Genomic DNA, 24,449 nt, shown 5'->3' on the forward strand with positions numbered 1-24,449 from the left:
GTGTTCACTTATGCGCTCTAGACTGGCAATAGCCGCGACTCTGGTCCTTATCCCCGCATCCGCGTTCGCGACCAACGGTTATTTCAGCCATGGATACGGCACCATCAACAAAGGCATGGCCGGCGCCGGAAGCGCCCTGTCCCAGGACAGTATCGCCGCCGCCACCAACCCGGCTGGCATGGCATTCATTGGTAATCGAATGGACGGTGGCATCGAGGTGTTCTCGCCAAAGCGAGAGTACTCGGTGGACGGCACCCCAAACCAGAACGATATGTTCCCCCTGGTGCCGGGCACCTATGAAAGCAGCCGCGATGCGTTCGCGATCCCCCATTTCGGTTTCAACCGGACGTTGTCAGAGAACACGGCGTTTGGTGTCTCCGTGTTTGCCAACGGCGGCATGAACACGGACTATCCCGGCGCCAACGGCGGTCCCTTCTATGGTGGCCGTACTGGTGTGAACCTGGAGCAACTGTTTATTGCCCCAACCTGGTCCTGGGAGTTTTCCGACAACCAGGCCATTGGCATTTCGCCGGTCTTCGCCTATCAACGCTTCGAGGCGGAAGGCCTCCAGGGCTTCGCCGCCTTTTCGTCCGACGGCAGTGCCGTATCGAACCGGGGCCACGACGATGCCTGGGGTTACGGCTACCAGATCGGCTGGCAGGGCGAGATCACCGATAGCCTACGGGGTGGCGTAAGCTGGCGAAACATCCTGAAGATGGACGAGTTCGACAAGTACCGTGGACTCTTCGCCGGACAGGGCGACTTCGACATTCCACAGATGTTCAACGCAGGTCTTGCCTGGTCCGGCATCCAGGATCACTGGTTCCTACTGGACATACAGCATATCCGCTACAGCGAGATCGACAGCGTGGGCAACCCGCTGCTGCCCAACCTGATGACGGCGCCCCTGGGTGCGGACGAGGGTGCCGGGTTCGGCTGGGATGACATGACCGTCGTCAAGCTGGGCTGGCAATGGCAACAGACCCGGAGCCACGCCTGGCGCGCCGGCGTCAGCTACGGCGAAAATCCGGTCTCCGATGAGGATGTGCTTCTGAACATCCTCGCGCCGGGTATTCAGGAATGGCACTTCACCGGCGGCTTTACCCACCATTTCAGCAACAACCTGGAAGTGTCCGGCATGGCCTTTTACTCACCCCGAAAAGAAGTGACGGGGCCCAACCCACTGGCGGCCGACCAGACGATCACCCTGGCAATGTACCAGGTGGGCGCGTCTGCCAGCGTAGGCTGGTCGTTCTGAGCCCCGCCTGATCGCTGACAAAGCCCCGGCCACCCACCGGGGCTTTTCTTTGCAGGGTTACTCAGCTGACCGATGCGAGGTTTCGCGCAGTAATGTCGACAATGCGCTGCCTGGCTTCGCGACTCGCCCAGGCCGAGTGTGGTGTGATGATCAGGTTCGGAATATCCGCCGCCAGCAACGGATTGCCATGACGGGGCGGTTCCTCGGTCAGCACGTCGAATCCCGCACCGCCGATCTCTCCGGCACGAAGCGCATCGGCCAGCGCCTGCTCGTCCACCAGCCCGCCACGGCTGGTGTTGATCAGCAGGGCATCGTTTTTCATCAGTTTCAGTTCCCGTTCCCCGATCAGGTTCCGGGTGTCGTCGGTGAGCAGGCAGTGCAGTGATACCACATCGGCAGTCTGCAGAAACTCGTCCATGGGCAGTCTCGGGTAGCCATCCACCTCCCCGGCCGATTGTCCGGGACGCGCCCCAAGCACCACCTTCATGCCAAAGGCCTCGGCACGTTCGATCACCCCCTGGCCTAGATCGCCATAGCCAACCACACCCAGCGTACGACCTTCCAGTTCCAGGATCGGGTGGTCCATCAGGCAGAACATGTCACTCTTTGCCCAGCGACCGGCCCGAACGTCCCGATCATAATCCAGCAACCGGGTGGCCAGTGCGAGGATCAGCGCCATGGTGTGCTGGGCGACGGTGGACCGGCCGTAGTTGGTGACATTGAGCACCCGGATACCGTGTTCTTTTGCCCCGGCCTGATCAATGTTGTTCACCCCGGTTGCCACCACGGCAATGGTATTGAGGTCGGGACAGGCTTCGAAATGCTCCCGGGTCAGGACCACCTTGTTGACGATCACCGTATCAAAGCCACGGATGCGCTCGACCACCTCACCCGGCGCCGTTTTGCCATGTTTCACCAGGTCGCCGGTGATACGTTCGATCGGGGCCAGGTCAACGTCATCGCCCAACGTGTTGGCATCAAGGAATACGGCTTTCATACTTTTCTCCTGAATCAAGACAGGCAAAGATTAGGGTAGACTGAACCAAACGTCCAAATCAGGGAGTGCAAAACCATGGAACATCAGTTCTGGCACGAACGCTGGGCCAAGAAGGAAATCGGCTTTCACGAGGGTACGGTCAACCAATATCTCTATGATCACTGGCCGGAACTGGCGGGCAAAGCCACCAGCGCTGTCTTCGTTCCTCTTTGCGGCAAGGCCCACGACATGTGGTGGCTGCACGACCGGGGCCATCCGGTCATCGGCGTTGAACTCAGTGACGTTGCCTGCAAGGACTTCTTCGAGGAGGGCGGCGAAAAGGCCAACGTGCATCCCGGCGAACCCTTCACCACCTTCAAACACGACGATCTTGAGCTTTGGTGCGGTGACTTCTTTCAGCTGGTGCCGGACGACCTGAAACACATTCGCCTGGTCTACGACCGGGCCGCATTGATCGCCCTGCCCCCGCACATGCGCAAAGGCTACGTGGAACACCTGACGGCGATCATTCCGGACGGCACCCGGATCCTGCTGATCACGCTCGACTACGACACCGAGATCAAAGGTCCCCCGTTCAACGTCAGCGACGACGAAGTCCGGGAACTCTATGGCGCCGACTACGACATCGAGCACATCCTTACCAACACCCTGGCCAAGGACCACCCCTTCACCAAACGCAAAGGCCTGGCCGGCGCGACAGAAAGCGTATTCCGCCTCACCAAGCGTTAACCTTCAAATTGCGTTACGGCATGTAGCGCGATCGGAGTGTGTGCCGGGTGACTTTGCAACCTCTTGTTTGTCGGAGCAAAGCAAGTTTCAACAAGAGATTGCAAAGTCACCCTGCTCGCGCCCCAGCCGCCAAGCTCCCGCCCGCCGTAACACAATTTAATGAACCTTAACCACTTCCCCACTGTCCAATTTTTCGACCGTGAACTAAGCTCAGAGTATGCAGGCCGCCGCGGCAACCAGATCTGCGGGCGGCTTGAAAGTATCCATTCCTTCCACCCATAACTAAACAGACCGCCCGGAAAGGCGGAGCCGATGCAACGGGGACATTGCGTGAACTGAGAGCTGACTATAAGAGAGCAAGCGAGGGGCTATCTATGACCATCATGCAGCACTTTAAAGATAGGTATGAGAGTACCCAGGAGGAAGAATTCAGCCTGGAGGAATACCTGGAGATCTGCAAAAAGGACCCAACGGCCTACGCCTCGGCCGCTGAGAGAATGTTAATTGCCATCGGCGAACCCGAACTCATCGATACCTCTCGTGACTCCCGCCTGTCACGCATCTTTTCCAACAAGGTTATCAAACGCTATCCGGAATTCTCTGAATTCTACGGCATGGAAGATGCCGTGGAGAACATCGTGTCGTTCTTCCGCCACGCAGCCCAGGGACTGGAAGAAAAGAAACAGATTCTGTATCTGCTTGGCCCGGTGGGGGGTGGTAAATCGTCCCTGGCCGAGAAACTCAAGTCCCTGATGCAGAAAGTGCCGTTCTACGCCATCAAGGGATCACCGGTCAACGAGTCTCCGCTGGGGCTGTTCGACCCTGCCGAAGACGCCCAGATTCTGGAAGAGGAATACGGCATTCCGGCCCGGTACCTGAGAAACATCATGTCGCCCTGGGCGGTCAAGCGGCTGCATGAGTATGGAGGCGACATCGGCCAGTTCCGGGTCGTGAAGAAATACCCATCGGTACTCGACCAGATCGGTGTGTCGAAGACCGAGCCGGGCGATGACAACAACCAGGACATCTCGGCCCTGGTGGGCAAGGTCAACATCCGGATGCTGGAAGATTTCTCCCAGGATGATCCCGATGCCTACAGCTTCAGCGGCGGTCTGTGCAAAGCCAATCAGGGGCTGCTGGAATTCGTGGAAATGTTCAAAGCCCCGATCAAAGTGCTGCACCCGCTGCTGACCGCAACCCAGGAAGGCAACTACAACACCACCGAAGGCATGGGCTCGGTGCCCTTCGACGGGGTGATTCTCGCCCACTCCAACGAATCCGAGTGGCAGACCTTCCGCAACAACAAACACAACGAGGCTTTCCTCGACCGTGTTTACATCGTGAAGGTGCCCTACTGCGTTCGAGTGACCGAAGAGATCGAGATCTACAAGAAGCTGCTGAAGAACAGTTCCCTGGCCGGCGCACCCTGCGCCCCGGATACCCTGGACATGCTGGCGCAATTCTCGGTGCTGTCCCGTATCAAGGAACCGGAGAACTCCAGCATCTTCTCGAAAATGCGGGTCTACGACGGCCAGAACATCAAGGACACCGACCCGAAGGCGAAATCCATTCAGGAGTACCGCGATGCGGCAGGCGTGAACGAAGGCATGGACGGTCTCTCCACCCGCTTCGCGTTCAAGATCCTGTCCAAGGTGTTCAACTTCGACACCGCAGAAGTGGCGGCCAACCCCGTACACCTGCTGTATGTGATTGAAAAGCAGATCGAGCAGGAGCAATACCCGGCCGAGGTTCAGGAACGGTATCTGCGGTTCATCAAGGAGTTCCTGGCACCGCACTACGTGCAGTTCATCGGCAAGGAAATCCAGACCGCGTACCTGGAAAGCTACAGCGAGTATGGCCAGAACCTGTTCGACCGGTATGTCACCTACGCGGACTTCTGGATCCAGGACCAAGAGTACCGGGATCCGGAAACCGGCGAGATTCTCGACCGTTCCTCCATCAACGATGAGCTGGAAAAAATCGAGAAGCCGGCGGGCATCAGCAACCCGAAAGACTTCCGGAACGAGGTGGTCAACTTCGTGCTCCGCGCCCGAGCCAACAACCAGGGACGCAACCCGTCCTGGCTCAGCTACGAGAAACTGCGCAGCGTGATCGAGAAGAAGATGTTCTCGAACACCGAAGATCTGCTGCCGGTTATTTCTTTCAACCCGAAAGCCAGCCAGGAAGATCAGAAGAAGCACAAGCAGTTCGTCGAGCGCATGGTCGATCGAGGCTACACGGAGAAACAGGTGCGCCTGCTCGCAGAGTGGTACCTGAGGGTTCGTAAGTCTCACTAAGTCAGCGACCGAGCGCTGAACTGGAGTAATGCTATGGGTATGACCCACGTAGTCGATCGGCGACTGAACGGGAAAAACAAGAGCGCGGTGAACCGGGAACGGTTCCTGCGCCGCTATCGCCACCACATCAAGAAAGCGGTGGCGGACGCGGTGCAGCGGCGCTCCATCACGGACATTGAGCGGGGGGAGAATGTCAGTATTCCAACCCGTGACATCGAGGAACCGATTTTCCACCACGGCCAGGGCGGGCGTCGTGAGGTGGTGCATCCGGGCAACCAGGAGTTTGTGGCCGGAGACACCATCCCGAAACCACCCGGTGGGGGTGGTGGCGGCCAGGGACAGGGCAGGGCCAGCCCCGATGGTGAGGGCATGGATGAGTTTGCCTTCCAGATTACCCAGGAGGAGTTCCTGGATTTCCTCTTCGACGATCTGGAACTGCCCAACCTTGCCCGCAAGAAACTGAAGGACACCGATGCCTTCAAGTACGTGCGATCCGGGTTCACCACCCAGGGCGTGCCGGCCAAGCTTGATGTGGTGCGCTCACTCCGGGGCGCCCATGCGCGCCGTCTCGGCCTTGGCGGTGCCCGCAAGAAAAAGATCCGGGAACTTGAGGCACAACTGGCCGAATTGAAATCGGCACCCGAGGATCTGGACCCTGCGTTCAGCCACGAGGACCAGATTCAGGTCCTGGAAGAAGAAATTGCCCGCCTGAAGGCGAACGTCCGGCGGATCCCGTTTATCGACGAGATTGACCTGCGCTACCGCCAACACCTGAAGCACCCCCAACCGGCGACCAGCGCGGTGATGTTCTGCCTGATGGATGTCTCCGGGTCCATGACCCAGATGCACAAGGACATCGCGAAGCGCTTCTTCATCCTGCTCTACCTGTTCCTGAAGAAGAACTACAAGAAGATCGAAGTGGTGTTCATTCGCCATCACACCAGCGCCAAGGAAGTCGACGAGGAAGAGTTCTTCTATTCCAGGGAGACGGGCGGCACCATCGTGTCCAGTGCCCTGAAGCTGATGAACAAGATCGTTGAGTCCCGGTATCCGCCGTCCGAGTGGAACATCTATGCCGCCCAGGCCTCAGACGGTGACAACTGGAACGACGATTCCCCCGTGTGCAGCAAGATTCTGGCCGACAGCCTTCTGCCCCTGGTGCAGTACTACGCCTATATCGAGATTACGCCCCAGGATCACCAGATGCTCTGGTACGAGTACGAAAAGATCATGGAGCGCTTCCCCCAGAGCTTTGCCATGCAACAGATCGCCGACCCGGGTGAGATATATCCCGTCTTCCGCCAGCTGTTCGAGAGGAAAGCCGCATGACTGATATGATGGACCGTCCCAATGCCCCCGAAACAGGGGGCGCCGGGGACCGCCAGCCCATCTCTACCAGTTCGGAGTGGACCTTTGATCTGATCCGTCGATACGACGACGAAATAGCCAAGTGCGCGGCCGAGTTCGGCCTCGACACCTATCCGAACCAGATCGAGGTCATCAGCGCCGAGCAGATGATGGACGCGTACAGTTCGGTGGGCATGCCGGTGGGCTACCATCACTGGTCCTTCGGCAAGCAATTCCTGAGCACCTCCAAAGGCTACCAGCGGGGCCAGATGGGGCTGGCGTACGAAATCGTCATCAACTCCAATCCCTGCATCGCCTACCTGATGGAGGAAAATACCCTGCCCATGCAGGCGCTGGTCATCGCCCACGCCTGCTACGGTCACAACTCCTTCTTCAAAGGCAACTACCTGTTCCGCACCTGGACCGACGCCAGTGCCATCATCGACTACCTGGTCTTCGCCCGGCATTACGTGGCCGAGTGCGAGGAGCGTCATGGCGTGGATGCGGTGGAGCAGATCCTCGATTCCTGCCACGCCCTGATGAACTACGGCGTCGACCGCTACAAGCGCCCGGCCCCCATCTCGGCGGTGGAGGAGCAGCGCCGGCAACAGGAACGCGAAGAGTACCAGCAACGCCGGATCAACGATCTGTGGCGTACCATTCCCCGGCTCGACGATGACGATGATCCGGTCAAGCGCCAGCGCCGGTTCCCGGAAGAGCCGCAGGAAAACATTCTCTATTTCATCGAGAAGAACGCCCCCCTGCTGGAAACCTGGCAGCGGGAGATCGTGCGCATCGTGCGCAAGCTGGGCCAGTACTTCTACCCGCAGAGACAGACCCAGGTGATGAACGAAGGCTGGGCCACCTTCTGGCACTACACACTGACCCACCGGATGTACGAGAAGGGGCTGGTCAACGACGGCTTCATGCTGGAATTCCTGCAGAGCCATACTGCGGTGGTCTATCAGCCCCCGTTCAACAGCCCCTGGTATTCCGGGTTGAACCCTTACACGCTGGGGTTCTCGATTTTCACGGACCTGCGCCGCATCTGTGAGCATCCCACCGACGAGGACCGACAGTGGTTCCCGGACATTGCCGGTTCCGACTGGCTGGAAACCGTGCATTTCGCCATGAAGAACTTCAAGGATGAGAGCTTCATCCAGCAGTTCCTGTCGCCGAAGGTCATGCGGGATCTGAAACTGTTTGCCATCCAGAACGACGATCTGGAGGATGTGTACCGGGTTACCGCGATCCATGATGACCCCGGTTACCGGATCCTCCGGGAAAAACTGGCGCGGCAGTACAACCTCAGTTACCGGGAGCCCAACATCCAGGTGTGGAACGTGAATGTTCGGGGCGACCGTTCACTGACCCTGCGCCACATCCCCGTCGACCGGGTGCCCCTTGGCGATGAAACCGAGGAGGTATTGCGGCACGTCCACCGCCTGTGGGGCTTTGACGTGCACCTGGAAAGCGTCGACGAAGGCACCATGGTCGAGGAGTATCACTGCCCACCCAGGGAACTCGAGGAGGACTGACCTGGAACCAACGGGCTCCTTGGGACCGGCCCTCGCCGGCCCGATCCTGCGCCACTGTGCTCCAGATGTACTGGTCCTATGGCTCGCCACCAGCGTGAAAGCAAACTTTGTCGTCCGGGTCATGGACGGCGAAGACTGCCTGATCGACCGCCCGGTGACCGACGATGAACTGATCCGGCTCAGGGTAGGAACCCGCGCCTGGCTCAACCTCCTGACGATCACGACGGACTCGCCCCTGCCCCGGGACACCCGCCTCGACTACGACCTGGGATTGGCGCGCAGCCCGGGCGAGACACCGGAATGGATCCGGGATTGGGCGCCCCACCTCTGCCCTGAGCGCCGTGAGCGCCCCGGCTTCACCCTGAAATCGAAACTGGACCGCATCCTCCACGGCTCCTGCCGTCGTCCCCACCATCCCGCGACCGACGGTCTGATCCGGGTTGACGATGAGTTGCACAACGCCGGGCGACTGGAAGACGTCCCGTCACTTTTACTGATGACCGGCGACCAGATCTACGCCGACGATGTGGCGGGCCCGATGCTGCACGCCATTCAATGCGTCATCCATCAACTTGGCCTCTACCAGGAAACACTCGAAGGCGCCTCCCTCAGCCACAGCCGTGAACTGACGTCGGTTGCCAATGCCTACTATCACCGGGATGAACTGCTCCCGGAATCGGAATTCAATGAGGCCCTGACCGAGCGCTTTTTTGGCGGGGTGCGAAAGCCGGTATTCACCACCGCCAGCGCCGGTAATCATCTGATTTCCTTCGCCGAGATAATGGCCATGTACCTGCTGGTGTGGTCACCGGAACCCTGGGCGCTTGTCACCGCCGCCGAGCCGGTCAATGATCCGGACGAGCTGGCCCGTTACCGGCGTGAACAGGCTATCCTGGACGACTTCCGTCGCGGCCTTCCCCGGGCCAGTCGCGCCCTGGCCAACGTACCGGTCTACATGATCTTTGACGATCACGATGTGACCGACGACTGGAATCTCTCGGCCCTGTGGGAGACCACGGCCTACGAACATCCGTTTTCACGGCGCATCATCGGTAATGCCCTGCTGGGTTACCTGTTGTGCCAGGGCTGGGGCAATCAGCCTGAACAGTTCCGCACACTCATCGGCGATTGCGTGACGCTGTTCGATGTCAACAACGAACGGTACGAGCTGGACAAGGCCACCCAGGACGACCTGATCGACCAACTGTTCCACTTTCGCCACTGGCACTACAGTTTGCCGACGTCGCCCCGGTTGGTTGTCCTGGACACGCGAACCCATCGCTGGCGAAGCGAGAGGCGGCGCAGTCATCCCTCGGGACTTATGGATTGGGAATCACTGACCGATTTCCAGCAGGAAATCATCGGCGAGCAGGCCGTCGTTGTGGTGTCGGCCGCCCCGATGTTTGGCGTGAAGCTCATCGAGCTGATCCAGAGCGTGTTTACGTTCTTCGGCAAACCATTGCTGGTGGATGCTGAAAACTGGATGGCCCACCGGGGCGCCGCCAGCGTACTGCTCAACATTTTCCGCCACCCCCGGACACCCCGGCATTTCGTGATTCTTTCCGGGGATGTGCACTATTCCTTTGCCTACGATGTCACGCTCCGCCACCAACACCATTCCCCACAGGTCTGGCAGATCACCAGCAGCGGTATCAAGAACGAATTTCCCAACGCCCTTCTGGAGTGGCTGGACCGCCTCAACCGCTGGTTATTCGCACCCTGGTCGCCCTTGAACTGGTTCACTCAACGGCGGCGCATGCGGATCTCGCCGAGGCTGCCGAAAGGCCGGGACGCCGGCGAGCGCCTGTGGAATCAGTCGGGGATCGGGGATGTGCGACTGGATGACGAGGGCTCTCCAACGGTCATCCAGCAACTGAACGCCGGTGGCGGGGGCACGGTCTTTCGGCAACGGAAACGCGACTGATCAGAACAGCGCCTGCATCCAGTCCACCAGCCAGGGCACGATGAGGGCGGTTGCAAAGGCGGACAGCGCCATGGCCAGTCCCGAGAACGCGCCCATCTGGGAACTGACCTGAAAGGCCCGGGCGGTGCCAATGCCGTGGGCAGCCACCCCCATGGCGATGCCCTTCGCGGTATCGTCTTTCACCCGGATCCATTCGAACAGCTTGGTGCCCAGCACCGCGCCGGTGATGCCGGTAATCACAACCAGTACGGCGGTCAGCGACGGCAACCCGCCAATCTTTTCGGAAATACCCATGGCCACCGGTGCCGTCGCGGACTTGGGCGCCAGCGACATCTGGATCTCCGTCGAGCCGCCCAGCATCCAGGCGAGCCCGATTGAACTGCCCGCGGCAATCAGTACCCCGCACACCAGCGAAATGGTCACCGGTAGCCAGAGTTGCCGGAGTCGGGAGAACTGCTGGTACAGGGGCACAGCCAGGGCAACCGTGGCCGGCCCCAGCAGGAAATGGACAAACTGGCCGCCCTCGAAGTAATCGCTGTACGAGGTTCCCGTCAGCAGAAGCAGTCCGATCAGCATGGCCACGGAGGTGACCACCGGGTTGGCCAGCGGATTGGAATCGGCGCGCAGGTACAGGCGGTACGCCAGGCCATAGGCGACCAGGGTGATGGTCAGCCCCAGCAAAGGAGAGGTCGAAAGGTAGACCCAGATATCCCGCAGTCCCGGCTCATTCATGGCCCTGCTCCTCTGTGGCTGCGCCGGGCTTCACCAGCCAACGGGTCGTCAGCTGCATGATCAGCGCTGTCGCCACCATGGTGATCACCGTGCTCAGCAGCAAGGCGAACGTGATGGGAATCCACTCATCCGCGATCCGGTTAAAGTGCGCCATCATGCCGACCCCGGCCGGGACAAACAGCAAGGACAAATGGGACAGGAGGGCCGACGATGCCTGCTCGACGGACTCCGGCGCCTGACCACGAATCCACAGGGTAATGAACAGCATCACCATCCCCAGCACCGGCCCGGGTATGGGCACCCCGGCCAGGCGCACGGTGACCTCGCCGACCAACTGGTACACCAGCAACAGCGTTATTCCGTTTAGAAACTGCATCGCGAGGGCTCCGCCGACAGATACCGGTTAAAATCAAAGCATAGCCATTAACGGCCGGGGTGAACACTCAACGGAAGTCTGACGGGAGGCCTCCGGGTAAAGGCGTTAAATGTCGCAAAAGACGGAACTTTTCGGACGGTAACATCGTGAACAGGCCTGGTTGTCAGTATACTTGCAGCTAACAAGTAAAAAATCCCTTACACCCGTGGAGTAGAACAAGGAATGAAACGCCTGGGAACATTGGATGCCTCATGGCTGGCGGTGGAGTCTGAAGACACCCCGATGCACGTCGGAAACCTGCAGATTTTCTCGCTGCCGGAAGGCGCTCCCGAAACCTTTTTACGCGATCTCGTCACCCGGATGAAAGAAACCGGCGACGTGGCCCCCCCCTGGAACCTGAAACTGGCCTGGTCCGGATTCCTTGGACGCCTGGTGGCACCGGCCTGGAAGGTCGACAAGACCATTGACCTGGATTACCACGTTCGCCATTCCGCCCTGCCCCGCCCCGGCGGCGAGCGTGAGCTGGGCATCCTGGTGTCGCGGCTGCATTCCAACCCGCTGGACTTCGCCCGGCCACTCTGGGAATGCCACGTTATCGAAGGGCTGGAGAACAACCGCTTCGCCCTCTACACCAAGATGCATCACTCGATGATTGATGGCATCAGCGGGGTCCGGCTGATGCAGCGGGTGCTGACCACCGACCCCGACAAACGCAACATGCCGCCACCCTGGTCGGTCAAACCGGAACGCCGGCGCGGCAGCAAGACCGATACCGAAGCCAGCATTCCGGCGGCCGTGTCCCAGGCGATGGACGCCCTGAAGCTGCAGGCCGACATGGCCCCGAGGCTCTGGCAGGCCGGCAACCGCCTGCTGCACTCTGTGCGACACCCGGAGGACGGGCTGACGGCTCCGTTCATGGGGCCGGTTTCCAAGATCAATCACCGGGTGACCGGGCAGCGCCGTTTCGCGACCCAGCACTACCAACTGGATCGCATCAAGAAGCTGGCAACCGAAACCGGGGCGTCCCTGAACGATATCGTGTTGTACCTGTGTGGCACCGCGCTGCGTCGTTTCCTGCTGGAGCAGGACGACCTGCCGGACACCGCGATGACGGCCGGCATTCCGGTCAACATTCGTCCGTCCGACGATCAGGGCACGGGCACCCAGATCAGTTTCATGATCGCCTCGCTGGCAACCGATGAGCCGGACCCGCTGAACCGGTTGCAGGAAATCAAGTCCTCCACCCGTCGCGCCAAGGAGCACCTGCAGAAGCTGCCGAAAAGCGCCCTGACCCAATACACCATGCTGCTGATGTCGCCCTACATCCTGCAGCTGATGTCCGGGCTCGGCGGCCGGATGCGCCCGGTGTTCAACGTCACCATCTCCAACGTTCCAGGCCCGCAACGCACCCTTTACCTCGAGGGCGCCAAGCTTGAGGCGATGTATCCGGTGTCGCTGATTGCCCACGGCGGCGCTCTGAACATCACCTGCCTGAGTTATGACGGTTCGTTGAATTTCGGTTACACGGGTTGCCGGGACACTCTGCCCAGCATGCAGAAACTGGCGGTCTACACGGGAGAGGCGCTGGATGAACTGGAAGCCCTGGTGATTCCACCCAAACCCAGGAAGGCTGCGAGCACGTCACGCAAGAAGGGTTAGCGCTTGCCGCTTTGCCAGTGAGCAGCACCCACAAAGATCAGTTGAAGGAAGCGGATCGTCCGCTTCCGGATCTGGTCAATCTGGTAGTCGTCGTCTTCGGCCACCCCCAGCAGGTCCGTCAGGCTGAACGCCACGCTGCGAACCACCAGATCACAAGTCATGTCCAGATCCCCGTCGCTGAGGTGGTCAACCAGCCTTAACCGCCGCAGGTCGTTCGCCAGTTCGCTGGCAAAGAATCGCATCTCGCTTCGAATGCCATCCTGTACAGCCCGACTCTCGCCAGCCAGCCCCTGCGCCATGAACAGGAAGAAACTGCGGTTGGCCCGGGCATGGCTGATGAAGATATCCACCGATTCCTCAATCAGTTTATCCGCCTGTAAAACGTGCCCCCTGGCCTCCCGCATCATGCGGCGCAAGACCAGGCCCAGCTCATCCACCAGCTGCAGCCCGAGATCGTCCATGTTGCGGAAGTGTCGATAGAAGGAGGTTGGTACCACACCCGCCTGCCGGGTTACCTCCCGTATTCCCAGACTGGCAAAATGCCGCCCCTTGCCCACCAGGGTCAGCGCCGCACCCATGAGTTTTTCGCGCGTTTCACCCGGCTTTCTGCGTTGTTTTTCCGCCATGGCCTGCTCATACCGATTGCTGTTGAACTCCGACAACAAGTGTACACATCCGAAAAAATTAAAGTACCAAATGCTTGTCATTTTGCGCCAGTTCTACACACCCCATTGTGATACCCGGATTCGCTGTGTACAGTCGTACACATTAGTGAACAACTGTACACACGCGTACAGATTGCACCATGGAGAATTCCAATGTTAGCGAGACAGAACCAGAGCAAGGCACTCCAGTGGCTCGGCAAGCAGCTGTTTAACCGGGAAGATCCCGCTGCTTTTTTTGATCCGCTGCTGGAGCGTGTTAACCCGATGTGGGTACAACAGTACACACCGGCACGGGTAGTGCAGACCCTTCAGGAAACGTCAGACACCAAGACCTTCGTCCTGAAACCGGCGCGCCGCTGGCAGGGCTTCGAGGCAGGACAGCATGTGAACATCTGTGTCGACATCGATGGCACCCGTCGAAACCGTACCTTCAGCCTCTCCAGCTCGCCGATCCTCTGGCAGAGTCAGGGTCTGATCACCCTGACCATCAAACGATTGCCGGGCGGCCTGGTGACCAACTGGTTGCACGATCACCTGGAGGTCGGAGCCGTCCTGGGCCTCGGCGAAGCCTTCGGCGACTTCCTGATACCCGAAGTGGCCACGCCGGTCCTGTTCATTGCCGGCGGCAGCGGTATCACACCGGTTCTGAGTCAGCTTGAAACCATGGCGGCGCAGGACTACCGGGCACCGGTCAGCCTGCTCTATTACGTACGCACGTCTGAGGACGTCATTGCCGGCGAAAAGCTTGAGGCACTGGCTGCCCGCTATCCCGCTTTGACCCTGAGCATTATCCCGACCCATGACGGGGCTTCCCCCCGGTACCTGTCGGATGGGGATCTGGGCACGGTTCCGGGACTCAACGGCCGTCAGATTTTCCTGTGCGGCCCGAAAGGCCTGATGGACCTGGCAGAAGAGCTACTCCAGAGCCGAGGCGTCCGGGAGCGCGACATTCACTGCACCTACTTTTCCGCGCCCCGGGCAAACCTCGAGCATCAAGCCCTGGGCGGACAGGTCCAGTTCAGCCACAGCAACATTGAGGTGGGGTCAGAGGGCGACGCCAACCTCCTGGAAATCGCCGAAGCCGCCGGCCTGACTCCCCAATATGGCTGCCGCATGGGCATCTGCCACCAGTGCAGTTGCCGGAAGACCAGCGGCACCGTCATCAACCGCCTGACGGGCCAGGCATCCGGTCCCGGCGAGGAGAACGTCCAGCTCTGTATCTCCGTGCCCCAGGGCCCGGTGTCCATCGACGTTTAATCCATTATCGAATTGCGACGCGGTGCACTGACGCACCGCAAGGAGTAAGACCATGAAAACGATGACCGAAGCACAGCTCAGTGAACTGGAAAGGGATCTCAATGTCATCCGGGACGCGGTGGTTGCGGATCTCGGCGAGCGCGACGCCCAGTACATCCGCCGCATCGTTCGTCTGCACCGTACCCTGGAAGTGGGTGGCCGGGTCATGATGCCCTTTGGCTTCATTCCGCCGGTGTTCGTGGCTGCCACCGCCGCCCTCGGGATCTCCAAGATCATCGAGAACATGGAGATCGGCCACAACGTGATGCATGGGCAGTATGACTGGATGAACGATCCGGGCCTGCATTCCCAGACCTACGAATGGGACACCGTCTGCACCGGCGAGTCCTGGCGCAGGACCCACAACTACGAGCACCACACCTACACCAACATCATTGGCAAGGACCGCGACTACGGTTACGCACTGCTGCGCCTCAGCGACGACGACAAGTGGAAGCCCCAGCATACGCTCCAGTTCATCAACTACATCCTGCTGAGCGTGTTCTTCCAGTGGGGGGTAGGCCTGCACGAGCTGGAAAGCGAGCGCATTCGCCGCGGCGAGATCCGCCTGCGCGACAAGCTGCCGTTCCTGAAGGACTTCTTCCGCAAAGGTGGCCGGCAGGCGTTCAAGGACTACCTGTTCTTCCCGTTGATCACCTTCCCGGTGGCACCGGTCGTGCTGGCAGGAAACCTCGGCGCGAACCTCATCCGGAACCTGTGGTCATCCACGGTGATTTTCTGCGGGCATTTCACACAGGATGCCGAGACCTTTACGGAAGCCGAGTGTGAAGGCGAGAGCAAGGGCCATTGGTACTTGCGCCAGCTTACCGGTTCGTCAAACTTCACCGGCGGCAAGTGGGTGCATCTGCTGAGCGGTCACCTCAGTTACCAGATCGAGCACCACGTTTTTCCGGACCTGCCGGCCCATCGCTATCCGGAGATCTCGGAACAGGTGCAGGCGGTGTGCAGGAAGCATGGCATCCCGTATAACACGGGCAGCTTTGCCCGACAGTACGGCACCGTGCTGAAACGCATCTTTGCCTTCTCCCTGCCGGACCGGCTACGCGCCAGGGTACCCGCCCTGACGATGGGTCAGGCGACCTGAAGCAACCTCAACAACTGTGGCCGATGCTGATCCTGGATCACATCGGCCAGGGTGTAGTTATCCAGCACCTTGAGAAACGCGTGCAGCGCCTCACCGAACATGGATTTGAGGCCACAAACCGGAGCGATCCGGCATCCGTTCTTCGACGAGAAACATTCCACCATGTTGAGGTCCTGCTCGGTCTCCCGCACCAGAATCCCGATACTGATGTCACGTGCCGGCATGTGAAGCCGCATGCCGCCCTTCTTGCCGCGAACCGTCTCGATGTAGCCCTTCTTATTGAGCTGATGAACCACTTTCATCAGATGATTTCTGGAAATGTCGTAACTCTCGGCAATTTCCTGAATGGTCGCCAGGCGATCACCCTGCACCGCCAGATAGATCAGCACGCGCAGTGAATAGTCAGTGTAACGGGTGATGTGCATTCAGTACTCCAGTGTTTCCGTTAAAAGGAAGGTCTTGTCAGCAGGTAGCACGCTGAACAGACCATCGCACCAGCGGCCAGCGCCAGGATAATCATTGACGTACCGAGGGCAAAAAGTACCCCCCAGCTCAACGCCATCATGACGCACGCCAGACCCTTGGCCTTGGCTGGCACCGCCCGGTTTCGGCGCCAATCTGCGATCACACGCCCAAAACGGGGATGCTCTTCCAGCCATCGGGCAAACGCCGGAGAGCCCTTACTGGCGAAAAAAGCCGCCAGAAGCACAAACGGCGTTGTCGGAAGAAGGGGAAGCACTACCCCGATTGCCCCCAGACCTAACGCAATATACGAAAGAATGCGAAATCCGGTTTTCCCGGAACACTCACGCATTGCAACGCCCCCTGAGATGTTCATATCTGCATTCAGTTTACCGGGATTCAATGAACAGGTCTTCCGAGACGACTCAGGCAAGCCAGCCGGGCGACGTAGGCGATCTTGATACCCACGGCAAACAAGAGGGTTCCGATGTGCGCGAGGATTTGCCATGGCAACGACACTGCGTGGGCAAACGGGTAAGCCAGAAGAATGGTCAGAACCAGCCCCACGGCTGACCAGACCAGTGCATGATTTGAAAACGCCAGCCATCGCTCCACTTCGCCACCTATACATGTATCTAAAATGTATTTTTTAATATAGGAAAGTTGCCTACGGACTGCAACCAGAAATTCAGCCCCTCCAACTCCTTTGTTTCCCATCAACACTGCCAGCCAGAATTGATTTATCTCATGTGAGTATTCTGACATTAAGATGTATTGTATTTACATCTTTGAAAGAGGAGACATGACATGAACCTTCCCTTATTGCCCTTAGGCCAGATGGCTCGAGACTTTCCCGGTGCAACGCGCATCCTGCATCAGCGCATGCTGAACTTCTGCGGCCACACCAAAGGGCTCGACGCGAATCAGATAGCCGCAGACATTCACCGACTTGCCGACCCGCGTGACGGGCTACAAAATCCCGCAACCCTCTCGATGGGAGGCGCTTCCATTGGCTAACTACCGCAGACTCTGGTTGATCCTGATCGCCATCCTTGCCCTGACCTTCGCTCTGCTCGGTTACTTCGGCACTGAAGTCTACCGTTCCGCGCCGCCCATTCCTGACGAGGTCGTCAGTGCCGGCGGTGCCCCCCTGATGACGGAGGAAACCATCCTCGATGGCCAGACCGCCTGGCAATCTGTGGGCGGCATGCAACTGGGTTCGATCTGGGGCCACGGCGCCTACCAGGCGCCTGACTGGACGGCCGACTGGCTGCACCGGGAGTTGCTGGCCTGGCTGGACCTCGCGGCCGAGGAAGAGTTCGGCATGCCCTACGAGGATCTGAACGGCCAACAGCAAAACGCCCTGCAGTACGATCTGAAAACCGAGTACCGCACCAATACCTACAATTCGGAGACAGGCATCCTGACCCTGTCCGAGCGCCGAACCCGGGCCATTGCCGACACCGCCGACTACTACAGCCGCCTGTTCAGCGATGCCCCGGATCTCCGCTCCACCCGGGAAAACTACGCAATGAAGGAAAACACCCTGCCGAGCGCGGAACGTCGGGAACGGATGACCGAGTTCTTCTTCTGGACTGCGTGGGCTGCCGCTACCCAACGACCCGGCAGCGACGCCACCTATACCAATAATTGGCCCCACGAACCCCTGATCGATAACAAACCCACTCCGGAAAACGTGATCTGGTCCATCGTCAGTGTCGTGTTGCTGATAGCCGGTGTCGGTGGCCTGGTCTGGGCCTGGGCATTCCTGCGCAAACACGACGAGGAAGAACCGGCCGCGCCGGTTCGGGATCCACTGACCAACTTCGCCCTGACAGCCTCCCAGAAGGCGCTCGGAAAATACCTGTTCCTGGTGGTCGCGCTGTTTGGCTTCCAGGTGATGTTGGGCGGTTTCACCGCGCACTACACCGTCGAGGGGCAGAGCTTCTACGGCATCAATGTTTCCGAGTGGTTCCCCTATTCCCTGGTCCGCACCTGGCACATCCAGGCAGCCCTGTTCTGGATTGCGACGGGCTTTTTGGCGGCCGGCCTGTTCCTGGCACCAATCATCAACGGCGGCCGAGACCCGAAGTACCAGAAACTCGGCGTCGATGTCCTGTTCTGGGCCCTGGTGATTGTGGTGGCCGGCTCCTTTACCGGCAATTATCTTGCGATTGCCCAGATCATGCCCGAGCACCTGAGCTTCTGGCTGGGCCACCAGGGCTATGAGTTTGTCGATCTCGGCCGTCTCTGGCAGATTGGCAAGTTCACTGGCATCGCTTTCTGGCTGGTGCTGATGCTGCGCGGCATCGTTCCGGCATTGAGACAACCCGGCGACAAGAACCTGCTGGCCCTGCTTACCGCCTCCGTGGTGGCCATCGGTTTGTTCTACGGTGCCGGGTTCTTCTACGGCGAGCGAACCCACATTTCGATCATGGAGTACTGGCGCTGGTGGATCGTGCACCTGTGGGTCGAAGGCTTCTTTGAGGTATTCGCCACCACCGCCCTGGCGTTCATCTTCTGCAGCATGGGGCTGGTCTCCAGAACCGTGGCCACATCCGCCAGCCTGGCCTCGGCGAGTCTGTTCATGCTCGGCGGTGTGCCGGGCACCTTCCACCACCTGTACTTCGCCGGCACCACAACGCCAGTGATGGCCGTCGGCGCCACCTTCAGCGCCCTGGAAGTGGTCCCGCTGGTGGTACTGGGCTATGAGGCCTGGGAAAACTGGCGCCTGAAGTCCAGGGCCCCGTGGATGGAGAATGTCCGGTGGCCCCTGGTGTTCTTTGTTGCGGTGGCCTTCTGGAACATGCTCGGAGCCGGCGTACTTGGCTTCATGATCAACCCGCCGGTTGCGCTCTATTACATTCAGGGCCTGAACACCACACCCACCCACGCCCATGCCGCCCTGTTTGGCGTCTATGGGTTCCTGGCGCTGGGCTTCACCCTGCTGATCCTGCGCTACCTCCGGCCACGGGTGATCTTCAATGAGCGACTGATGAAGGTGGGATTCTGGGGATTGAATCTCGGCTTGGTGCTGATGCTGTTTACCAGCCTGTTGCCAGTCGGCCTGATCCAGTTCTTCGCCAGCGCCAGTGAGGGCCTGTGGTATGCACGCAGTGAAGCCTTTATGCAAAGTGACATACTGCAGTTTCTGCGGTGGGTGCGTACCATCGGCGATGTGGTGTTTATCGTCGGCGCTCTCGCCGTCGGTTGGCAGGTGGTAATAGCCCTGTTCTTCCCCAACCTGACGACCGCCGAAGACGACAAGGCCCCGGAGCAGGAACCCGCGCGCGCTTGAATAGGACCCGCCCGGTGCCATGGAGGGCGCCGGAGGGTTACCCCTCGCGGGGTATCGGATTCGTTACACTTATTTGCGATACTGCGTCTATACTTGATCGAAAAGCACGCAGTAACAGGAAGCGACTCAATGCCGCAAAGTACTCTGACAGACCGATTTGGCCGCACGGTAAACTATGTGCGTCTGTCCGTCACCGACCGGTGTGATTTTCGCTGCGTGTATTGTATGGCCGAGGACATGACCTTCCTCCCCCGCCAGCAGGTTCTGACTCTGGAAGAAATTGCGCGGGTTGCCCGCAACTTCGTTGCGCTCGGGACCGAAAAAATTCGCCTGACCGGGGGCGAACCGCTGGTTCGCAAAGACATCCTCGAACTGGTCAAGGAGGTCGGAACCTATGGCCTTCGCGATTTTGCCATGACCACCAACGGCAGCCAGTTGTCGACCATGGCGGAGCCGTTACGCAAAGCGGGCATGCATCGGCTCAACATCAGCCTCGACTCGCTGGACGCCGAGAAATTCCGGAACATCACCCGTACCGGGAATCTTAACCGGGTACTTGATGGTATCGATGCGGCCCGAGAAGCCGGCTTCCGGGGCATCAAGCTCAACACGGTGGTGATGAAGGGTCGTAATGACGAGGAAATTCCGGAGCTGATTGAGTTCGCTCGCAAGAAACAGGTGGACATCAGCTTCATCGAAGAGATGCCTCTGGGCGAGATTTCCGAGCATGATCGGGGACTGGCCCTGTGCACCAGTGACGAAGTCCAACGCATTATCCGCCAGCACCATGACCTGGTGCCCGCCACCGAAGATTCCGGAGGCCCGGCGCGCTACTACCGGATGCCGGACAGCCCGATCCGGGTGGGCTTTATTTCCCCGCACTCCCACAACTTCTGCTCCACCTGCAACCGGGTGCGGGTCACCGTGGAAGGCCGGTTGCTCCTCTGCCTCGGCAACGAGCACTCGGTAGACTTGCGTCGTGTTCTGCGAGGCAATCCGGTCACCGACGACAAGCTCCGGCAGACCATCATCAACGCCATGGACCTGAAGCCGGAGCGCCATCACTTTTCCAGTGAGGGCGACGTACAGATCCTGCGGTTCATGAACATGACCGGCGGTTGACCGTCCGCCGAAAGACGGGGGCGTTCACTGCTCCGTTGCCGGGCTCGCCATGTCGCCAAAATCGTGCATATCCCCCATGGGCATGTCGGTGTTCACCTGTTCCATGGTGATCTCCTCATAGGCGAGCACCTGTCCACCGTATTGTTTCCTGAAGGCCTCGGCCCCCGATTCATCGGCGAAGGAGGCCAGGGTCGGGCCCATGGCACCATCCTGATCCGAGCCAACCACATAGAACGCTTTCCGGGCATCAATCAGGGCAGCATCATCCGGATTTTGCCAGTCGGTCTGGGCCATATCGTGGACATAGAGTGTGTGGCCACGGCTGGCGTTTTCCGGCTGGAGCAACCAGGCAAACATATCGCGGGTTGAGCAGAACTTGCGCACGCGCTGGTCTTTCTCGGTAATGGCCTCGCCTTTCGGACCCGGGAATCCTTCGATCACCATGCCACAGACGTGGCATTCGTCGCCGGAGGCAAAGTGCACCGGCTGGGGCCTGGCATCGGCCTGCTCCCCGTTGTTTCCGCAGGCGGAAAAAAGAAAGGTCGTCAGGATCAGGAATCCCAAGCGCAGATATTGGTTGGTGCAATACATCAATAGAGCTCCAGTCAGATACGGCGATTTCGAAACAGGAACATGGCCCCGGTCAGGGGAACAGTAAACCAGAGCACCAGACCAAACCAGAGCCCGGCGGCCCCGATTGGCAGTTCGGCGCCAAGACTGAGAACTCCGTTCAGTTCGGCGCTATCGCTGAAGGCCACGATATTCAGCAGGCGATAGATGTCGGTCGGATTGAGCATCAACACCCATGGCAACAGCTCGGAGCTGAACTGGCCCTGACTCGCCACCAGTGTGCCGAGCAGCGCGAGGTCGAAGACGAGCACGAAGAAAAACCAGATTGCCAGAGCCAGGCCGGCCGCCACCGGTTTCTCGCTGACCCGGACGCTGACCAGGTACGCCAGCGCAATAAAGCCCCAGCCCAGCAGGATCGTGGAAGCAATAAACCGGAACATGGCGACCGCCAGACCGGCAATGCCAACGTCCTCCACCAGAAGGGCAATGGCGATACCGGCCACTCCGAAGCCAATGAAGGTGGCAAGGGCCAGGGTCAGACCATGGCCGAGAAATTTTCCAAACAGCAACTGGCTGCGACTGAGGGGATAGGTCATCAGCAACAACAGGGTACCGCCCTCTTCCTCACCAACGATGGCGTCGTAGGCCAGTAACAGTGCGATCAGCGGGATCAGGAAAATCCCCAGGCTGGCCAGGCTGGCGATGGTCGCCGGGGTGGATGCGTAGCCAACCTGCCCGGAGGCAGCGGCGCCGAACCAGGCGATGCCCAGGGCCAGCGTCGCAAACACCAGGGAAATGGCCAGCAGCCAGCGGTTACGCAGACTGTCGCTGAGTTCCTTGCGGGCAATGGTCCAGATGCTGTTCATTGACTGCCTCCGCGGTGGGCCAGGCCGCCAGAGCCGATGAAGTGCACGTAGATATCCTCCAGGCTGGGTTGGTGGATACTGATATCCGCCACTTCCCCGGAGGCCATCACTGCCCGTAACAGCGGCATTTTCTCGCTCGGTTGCACGTCCACCCGCAAGCGGCCGTTATCGGTCTTGATCATCAGGCCATTGCTCGAAGAGGCGCCATCGATCACCTTCTCCAGGGCCGAAATGCTGTTCGCCGGATCCAGTGACAGGGTGACCGGCATGTTGGCCTGCCGCCTCAGTGCCGACAGGTCTCCGACCGCCTGCAAGGCACCGTCGGTGAGAATGGCTGCGCGGTCGATATAGGGTTCAACACCGGGCAACACGTGGGAGCAGAGCACGATGCCGGTGCCTTCGTCACGCAGCTTCCGCAGCAGTCGGTAAAGGTCTGCCGTTGCCACCGGGTCCAGGCCCACGGTGGGCTCATCGAGCATCAGCAACTTCGGTTTCCCCAGCAGCGCCTGGGCGAGACCGAGTCGCTGGCGCATGCCCTTGGAATAGGTCTTGGTGCGGGCATCCATGGCATCGGCCAGCCCCACCTGGTTGAGCAACTCAGGAACCTGTCCGGGCGACGCCCCCTTCAGACGGGCAAAGTGGCTGAGGATCTCGCGGCCCGTAAGCTGCGGGTAGAACATGACGTTCTCCGGCAGATACCCGATGAATTGGGCCACCTCCGGATCCCCCGCATGCCCGTCCAGGACCGAAACGGTCCCCTGGGTCGGCTGCATCAGCCCGAGAATCAGTTTGATGGACGTGGTCTTGCCGGCCCCGTTGTGACCAAACAGGCCCAGAATCTCGCCCGACTCCAGGCGCAGATCGATACCCGTCAATACCGGTTTTTTATCGTACCGGAAACTCACATTTTCAAGACGAAAACAGCTCATCGGCTCTCCGGTCGCAAATCGGTGGGGAGGTGCATCAAGGGATGGGAGTCAGAAACGCCGGGGGACTTGACCACGGGGAAAGCATCCTGAACCCAGCGCAGGGTATCGACCGCCGGGCTGAACATCAGGATCCTGGCTTCCGGGTATTTCCACAGCAACCGGTCAACATTGTCGTTGGGTTCGTAGGGCACGTCCCCCACCCCATCCTGATTTCGATCCCAGCCCAGGTAATCGCTCCAGTAATTGCCTTCGCCCTCACGGGACCATTCCTGGGTACGGGTCGCGACATATTTGACCTGCCGTTGGTTGTTCACGAAGGCATTACCAAACACCTGGTTATTTTCCGAACCGGCGGTCAGGTGAATGCCGATGTTGCTGTCGGCGAATACATTGCCTGCAAAGGTGTTGTACAGGGAGTTGTAGATAAACACCGCCTTGCCCTCGGCACCACCGATCTCAACACCGGCGGTCTGCCCCTGGGACACCCCGGTGACCACGTTCCCGCGCAGCTCTGACTGGGTAATGAAGTTCATCAGGATGCCGTAGTTCTCGTCGTTCTCGGACCGGTTGTTGAGCACCCGCAGGCGCTTGCTCTGCATCAGGGCATAGCCGGTACGGGTTCCCCGGGTGACATTGCCCTCAATCAGATTGTCCATGGAATACATGTAGTGAATGCCATATCGGAGATCCACCATAACGTTGTTGCGGATGGTGTTGTGATTGGCGGTCTCGATATAGATGGCATCCCGGGTCTGGCGGATGTCGTTACCCTCTACCAGCGCACCGGTGGTATTGAACAGATGGATCCCATTGCCGCGATCGTTCGGCCGCATGCTGGCGTCGCCGCGAATGGTGTTGTTGCGCACCGTCACGTCCGGCGTGGCATCCAGCCAGACACCAAAGGCCGGGCCCTGCAACCGGTTACCCTGCACCACCGCGCCACGGGCCTCCCGCGCCACAAAAATTCCGGCATTCAGTTCGTTGAGGTTGTCGCCCCAGTTGCGCACCCGGCAACCGCGGAAGGTCACGCCCTCGGCCCGGATGGCCACCGCATTTCCCTGCCGCCCACCGTCAATCACGGTCTCGGGCGCACAGGTCACGGTCACCCCACGCACCCTGATAACAAGCGGCGAGAGGTGCTCGGGAGGAAGCTCGAAGGTCGCGCCCGGCGCCAGGGCATCGAGCCGTTGCTGGAGGTCGGCACTGGCGGTCAGCGACAGTAAGGCGATTGCCAGGGCCACCCCGTAACGCAAAAGTCGGTACATCAATCGGATCTCAA

General features: G+C 59.7%; 23 protein-coding genes. 13 read left to right on the plus strand and 10 right to left on the minus strand.

What is annotated here, in order from left to right; translation table 11 throughout:
• Positions 1-10: 10 nt before the first annotated feature.
• On the plus strand, positions 11-1,258 hold the full coding sequence (locus tag KXD86_RS07275) for an OmpP1/FadL family transporter (RefSeq protein WP_218635377.1): 1,248 nt from the start codon (positions 11-13) through the stop codon (positions 1,256-1,258).
• A gap of 61 nt (positions 1,259-1,319) precedes the next feature.
• Here the strand turns inward: KXD86_RS07275 and KXD86_RS07280 are convergent, their stop codons facing one another.
• A complete protein-coding gene (locus KXD86_RS07280; protein ID WP_218635378.1) occupies positions 1,320-2,255 on the minus strand; it encodes a D-2-hydroxyacid dehydrogenase in 936 nt (311 codons plus the stop codon).
• Positions 2,256-2,330: 75 nt separating this feature from the next.
• Between KXD86_RS07280 and tmpT the strand changes: the two genes are divergently transcribed.
• From tmpT to KXD86_RS07305, 5 genes are all read left to right on the plus strand, one after another.
• Entirely contained in the window at positions 2,331-2,984 is a 654-nt protein-coding gene (tmpT, locus tag KXD86_RS07285) for a thiopurine S-methyltransferase (RefSeq protein WP_218635379.1), read from the plus strand.
• A gap of 374 nt (positions 2,985-3,358) precedes the next feature.
• Positions 3,359-5,281, plus strand: coding sequence for a PrkA family serine protein kinase (locus KXD86_RS07290; protein ID WP_218635380.1), 1,923 nt, complete (start codon positions 3,359-3,361; stop codon positions 5,279-5,281).
• A gap of 33 nt (positions 5,282-5,314) precedes the next feature.
• The gene (locus KXD86_RS07295; RefSeq protein ID WP_218635381.1) at positions 5,315-6,610 is read left to right on the plus strand and encodes a YeaH/YhbH family protein; all 1,296 of its coding nucleotides are present in this window, start codon (positions 5,315-5,317) and stop codon (positions 6,608-6,610) included.
• Complete coding sequence (locus KXD86_RS07300) at positions 6,607-8,166, plus strand: SpoVR family protein (protein ID WP_218635382.1); 1,560 nt, start codon at positions 6,607-6,609, stop codon at positions 8,164-8,166. Before KXD86_RS07295 ends, KXD86_RS07300 begins: the two co-directional genes overlap by 4 nt.
• Positions 8,167-8,185: 19 nt before the next feature.
• On the plus strand, positions 8,186-10,090 hold the full coding sequence (locus KXD86_RS07305) for an alkaline phosphatase D family protein (RefSeq protein ID WP_228739344.1): 1,905 nt from the start codon (positions 8,186-8,188) through the stop codon (positions 10,088-10,090).
• On the opposite strand, the gene KXD86_RS07310 is transcribed toward KXD86_RS07305, so the two are convergent.
• Both KXD86_RS07310 and KXD86_RS07315 read right to left on the minus strand, forming a co-directional pair.
• Positions 10,091-10,822: an LrgB family protein gene (locus KXD86_RS07310; RefSeq protein ID WP_218635383.1), complete on the minus strand. Its 732-nt coding sequence runs from the start codon at positions 10,820-10,822 to the stop codon at positions 10,091-10,093.
• The gene (locus tag KXD86_RS07315) at positions 10,815-11,198 is read right to left on the minus strand and encodes a CidA/LrgA family protein (RefSeq protein WP_218635384.1); all 384 of its coding nucleotides are present in this window, start codon (positions 11,196-11,198) and stop codon (positions 10,815-10,817) included. The genes KXD86_RS07310 and KXD86_RS07315 overlap by 8 nt, the downstream gene beginning before the upstream one ends.
• A 222-nt stretch (positions 11,199-11,420) precedes the next feature.
• Between KXD86_RS07315 and KXD86_RS07320 the strand changes: the two genes are divergently transcribed.
• The gene (locus KXD86_RS07320) at positions 11,421-12,857 is read left to right on the plus strand and encodes a WS/DGAT/MGAT family O-acyltransferase (protein ID WP_218635385.1); all 1,437 of its coding nucleotides are present in this window, start codon (positions 11,421-11,423) and stop codon (positions 12,855-12,857) included.
• On the opposite strand, the gene KXD86_RS07325 is transcribed toward KXD86_RS07320, so the two are convergent.
• Entirely contained in the window at positions 12,854-13,483 is a 630-nt protein-coding gene (locus KXD86_RS07325; RefSeq protein ID WP_218635386.1) for a TetR family transcriptional regulator, read from the minus strand. The two genes, KXD86_RS07320 and KXD86_RS07325, sit on opposite strands and share 4 nt — an antisense overlap.
• A 192-nt stretch (positions 13,484-13,675) precedes the next feature.
• Here KXD86_RS07325 and KXD86_RS07330 point away from each other — a divergent pair, with 192 nt between their 5' ends.
• Both KXD86_RS07330 and KXD86_RS07335 read left to right on the plus strand, forming a co-directional pair.
• Positions 13,676-14,779: a ferredoxin reductase gene (locus tag KXD86_RS07330; protein ID WP_218635387.1), complete on the plus strand. Its 1,104-nt coding sequence runs from the start codon at positions 13,676-13,678 to the stop codon at positions 14,777-14,779.
• Positions 14,780-14,831: 52 nt separating this feature from the next.
• Entirely contained in the window at positions 14,832-15,923 is a 1,092-nt protein-coding gene (locus KXD86_RS07335) for a fatty acid desaturase family protein (RefSeq protein WP_218635388.1), read from the plus strand.
• Here the strand turns inward: KXD86_RS07335 and KXD86_RS07340 are convergent.
• Together KXD86_RS07340 and KXD86_RS07345 are read right to left on the minus strand one after the other, a co-directional pair.
• On the minus strand, positions 15,911-16,348 hold the full coding sequence (locus tag KXD86_RS07340; protein WP_218635389.1) for an Rrf2 family transcriptional regulator: 438 nt from the start codon (positions 16,346-16,348) through the stop codon (positions 15,911-15,913). The genes KXD86_RS07335 and KXD86_RS07340 overlap by 13 nt on opposite strands.
• Before the next feature lie 20 nt (positions 16,349-16,368).
• Positions 16,369-16,761, minus strand: coding sequence for a YbaN family protein (locus KXD86_RS07345; protein WP_312846263.1), 393 nt, complete (start codon positions 16,759-16,761; stop codon positions 16,369-16,371).
• Between the two features lie 26 nt (positions 16,762-16,787).
• Between KXD86_RS07345 and KXD86_RS07350 the strand changes: the two genes are divergently transcribed.
• The 4 genes from KXD86_RS07350 to moaA all read left to right on the plus strand — a co-directional run bounded on the left by KXD86_RS07350 (position 16,788) and on the right by moaA (position 20,805).
• Positions 16,788-16,958: a hypothetical protein gene (locus tag KXD86_RS07350; protein WP_218635391.1), complete on the plus strand. Its 171-nt coding sequence runs from the start codon at positions 16,788-16,790 to the stop codon at positions 16,956-16,958.
• Positions 16,959-17,192: 234 nt separating this feature from the next.
• Entirely contained in the window at positions 17,193-17,402 is a 210-nt protein-coding gene (locus tag KXD86_RS07355; RefSeq protein ID WP_218635392.1) for a hypothetical protein, read from the plus strand.
• Positions 17,395-19,683 carry a nitric-oxide reductase large subunit gene (locus KXD86_RS07360; protein WP_218635393.1) on the plus strand — a complete coding sequence of 763 codons (2,289 nt, stop codon included), beginning with the start codon at positions 17,395-17,397 and terminating at the stop codon, positions 19,681-19,683. Before KXD86_RS07355 ends, KXD86_RS07360 begins: the two co-directional genes overlap by 8 nt.
• 129 nt (positions 19,684-19,812) lie before the next feature.
• Positions 19,813-20,805 (plus strand): GTP 3',8-cyclase MoaA, encoded by a 993-nt coding sequence (gene moaA, locus KXD86_RS07365; RefSeq protein ID WP_218635394.1) that lies wholly within the window; start codon positions 19,813-19,815, stop codon positions 20,803-20,805.
• Between the two features lie 24 nt (positions 20,806-20,829).
• Here moaA and KXD86_RS07370 read toward each other — a convergent pair whose 3' ends face one another.
• Genes KXD86_RS07370 through KXD86_RS07385 form a run of 4 tightly spaced genes read right to left on the minus strand, consistent with a single transcriptional unit; the run spans position 20,830 to position 24,435 of the window.
• Positions 20,830-21,396 carry a nitrous oxide reductase accessory protein NosL gene (locus tag KXD86_RS07370; protein ID WP_218635395.1) on the minus strand — a complete coding sequence of 189 codons (567 nt, stop codon included), beginning with the start codon at positions 21,394-21,396 and terminating at the stop codon, positions 20,830-20,832.
• 14 nt (positions 21,397-21,410) lie between these two features.
• Complete coding sequence (locus KXD86_RS07375) at positions 21,411-22,241, minus strand: ABC transporter permease (RefSeq protein ID WP_218635396.1); 831 nt, start codon at positions 22,239-22,241, stop codon at positions 21,411-21,413.
• On the minus strand, positions 22,238-23,170 hold the full coding sequence (locus KXD86_RS07380; RefSeq protein WP_218635397.1) for an ABC transporter ATP-binding protein: 933 nt from the start codon (positions 23,168-23,170) through the stop codon (positions 22,238-22,240). The genes KXD86_RS07375 and KXD86_RS07380 overlap by 4 nt, the downstream gene beginning before the upstream one ends.
• Positions 23,167-24,435, minus strand: a complete 1,269-nt coding sequence (locus KXD86_RS07385; RefSeq protein WP_218635398.1) for a nitrous oxide reductase family maturation protein NosD — start codon at positions 24,433-24,435, stop codon at positions 23,167-23,169. Before KXD86_RS07385 ends, KXD86_RS07380 begins: the two co-directional genes overlap by 4 nt.
• Positions 24,436-24,449 lie beyond the last annotated feature (14 nt).

This window comes from Marinobacter arenosus (assembly GCF_019264345.1).
Classification (GTDB): Bacteria; Pseudomonadota; Gammaproteobacteria; order Pseudomonadales; family Oleiphilaceae; genus Marinobacter; species Marinobacter arenosus.

What these genes read in the sequence shown, in the direction of transcription:
- KXD86_RS07290 (WP_218635380.1), top strand. Translation starts at nt 3,359, where the DNA reads ATGACCATCATGCAGCACTTTAAAGATAGGTATGAGAGTACCCAGGAG.
- KXD86_RS07385 (WP_218635398.1), bottom strand. Translation starts at nt 24,435, where the DNA reads ATGTACCGACTTTTGCGTTACGGGGTGGCCCTGGCAATCGCCTTACTG.
- KXD86_RS07330 (WP_218635387.1), top strand. Translation starts at nt 13,676, where the DNA reads ATGTTAGCGAGACAGAACCAGAGCAAGGCACTCCAGTGGCTCGGCAAG.
- KXD86_RS07350 (WP_218635391.1), top strand. Translation starts at nt 16,788, where the DNA reads ATGAACAGGTCTTCCGAGACGACTCAGGCAAGCCAGCCGGGCGACGTA.
- KXD86_RS07345 (WP_312846263.1), bottom strand. Translation starts at nt 16,761, where the DNA reads ATGAACATCTCAGGGGGCGTTGCAATGCGTGAGTGTTCCGGGAAAACC.
- KXD86_RS07310 (WP_218635383.1), bottom strand. Translation starts at nt 10,822, where the DNA reads ATGAATGAGCCGGGACTGCGGGATATCTGGGTCTACCTTTCGACCTCT.
- moaA (WP_218635394.1), top strand. Translation starts at nt 19,813, where the DNA reads ATGCCGCAAAGTACTCTGACAGACCGATTTGGCCGCACGGTAAACTAT.
- KXD86_RS07370 (WP_218635395.1), bottom strand. Translation starts at nt 21,396, where the DNA reads ATGTATTGCACCAACCAATATCTGCGCTTGGGATTCCTGATCCTGACG.
- KXD86_RS07335 (WP_218635388.1), top strand. Translation starts at nt 14,832, where the DNA reads ATGAAAACGATGACCGAAGCACAGCTCAGTGAACTGGAAAGGGATCTC.
- KXD86_RS07275 (WP_218635377.1), top strand. Translation starts at nt 11, where the DNA reads ATGCGCTCTAGACTGGCAATAGCCGCGACTCTGGTCCTTATCCCCGCA.
- KXD86_RS07325 (WP_218635386.1), bottom strand. Translation starts at nt 13,483, where the DNA reads ATGGCGGAAAAACAACGCAGAAAGCCGGGTGAAACGCGCGAAAAACTC.
- KXD86_RS07380 (WP_218635397.1), bottom strand. Translation starts at nt 23,170, where the DNA reads ATGAGCTGTTTTCGTCTTGAAAATGTGAGTTTCCGGTACGATAAAAAA.
- KXD86_RS07320 (WP_218635385.1), top strand. Translation starts at nt 11,421, where the DNA reads ATGAAACGCCTGGGAACATTGGATGCCTCATGGCTGGCGGTGGAGTCT.
- KXD86_RS07295 (WP_218635381.1), top strand. Translation starts at nt 5,315, where the DNA reads ATGGGTATGACCCACGTAGTCGATCGGCGACTGAACGGGAAAAACAAG.
- KXD86_RS07355 (WP_218635392.1), top strand. Translation starts at nt 17,193, where the DNA reads ATGAACCTTCCCTTATTGCCCTTAGGCCAGATGGCTCGAGACTTTCCC.
- KXD86_RS07300 (WP_218635382.1), top strand. Translation starts at nt 6,607, where the DNA reads ATGACTGATATGATGGACCGTCCCAATGCCCCCGAAACAGGGGGCGCC.
- KXD86_RS07280 (WP_218635378.1), bottom strand. Translation starts at nt 2,255, where the DNA reads ATGAAAGCCGTATTCCTTGATGCCAACACGTTGGGCGATGACGTTGAC.
- tmpT (WP_218635379.1), top strand. Translation starts at nt 2,331, where the DNA reads ATGGAACATCAGTTCTGGCACGAACGCTGGGCCAAGAAGGAAATCGGC.
- KXD86_RS07340 (WP_218635389.1), bottom strand. Translation starts at nt 16,348, where the DNA reads ATGCACATCACCCGTTACACTGACTATTCACTGCGCGTGCTGATCTAT.
- KXD86_RS07375 (WP_218635396.1), bottom strand. Translation starts at nt 22,241, where the DNA reads ATGAACAGCATCTGGACCATTGCCCGCAAGGAACTCAGCGACAGTCTG.
- KXD86_RS07315 (WP_218635384.1), bottom strand. Translation starts at nt 11,198, where the DNA reads ATGCAGTTTCTAAACGGAATAACGCTGTTGCTGGTGTACCAGTTGGTC.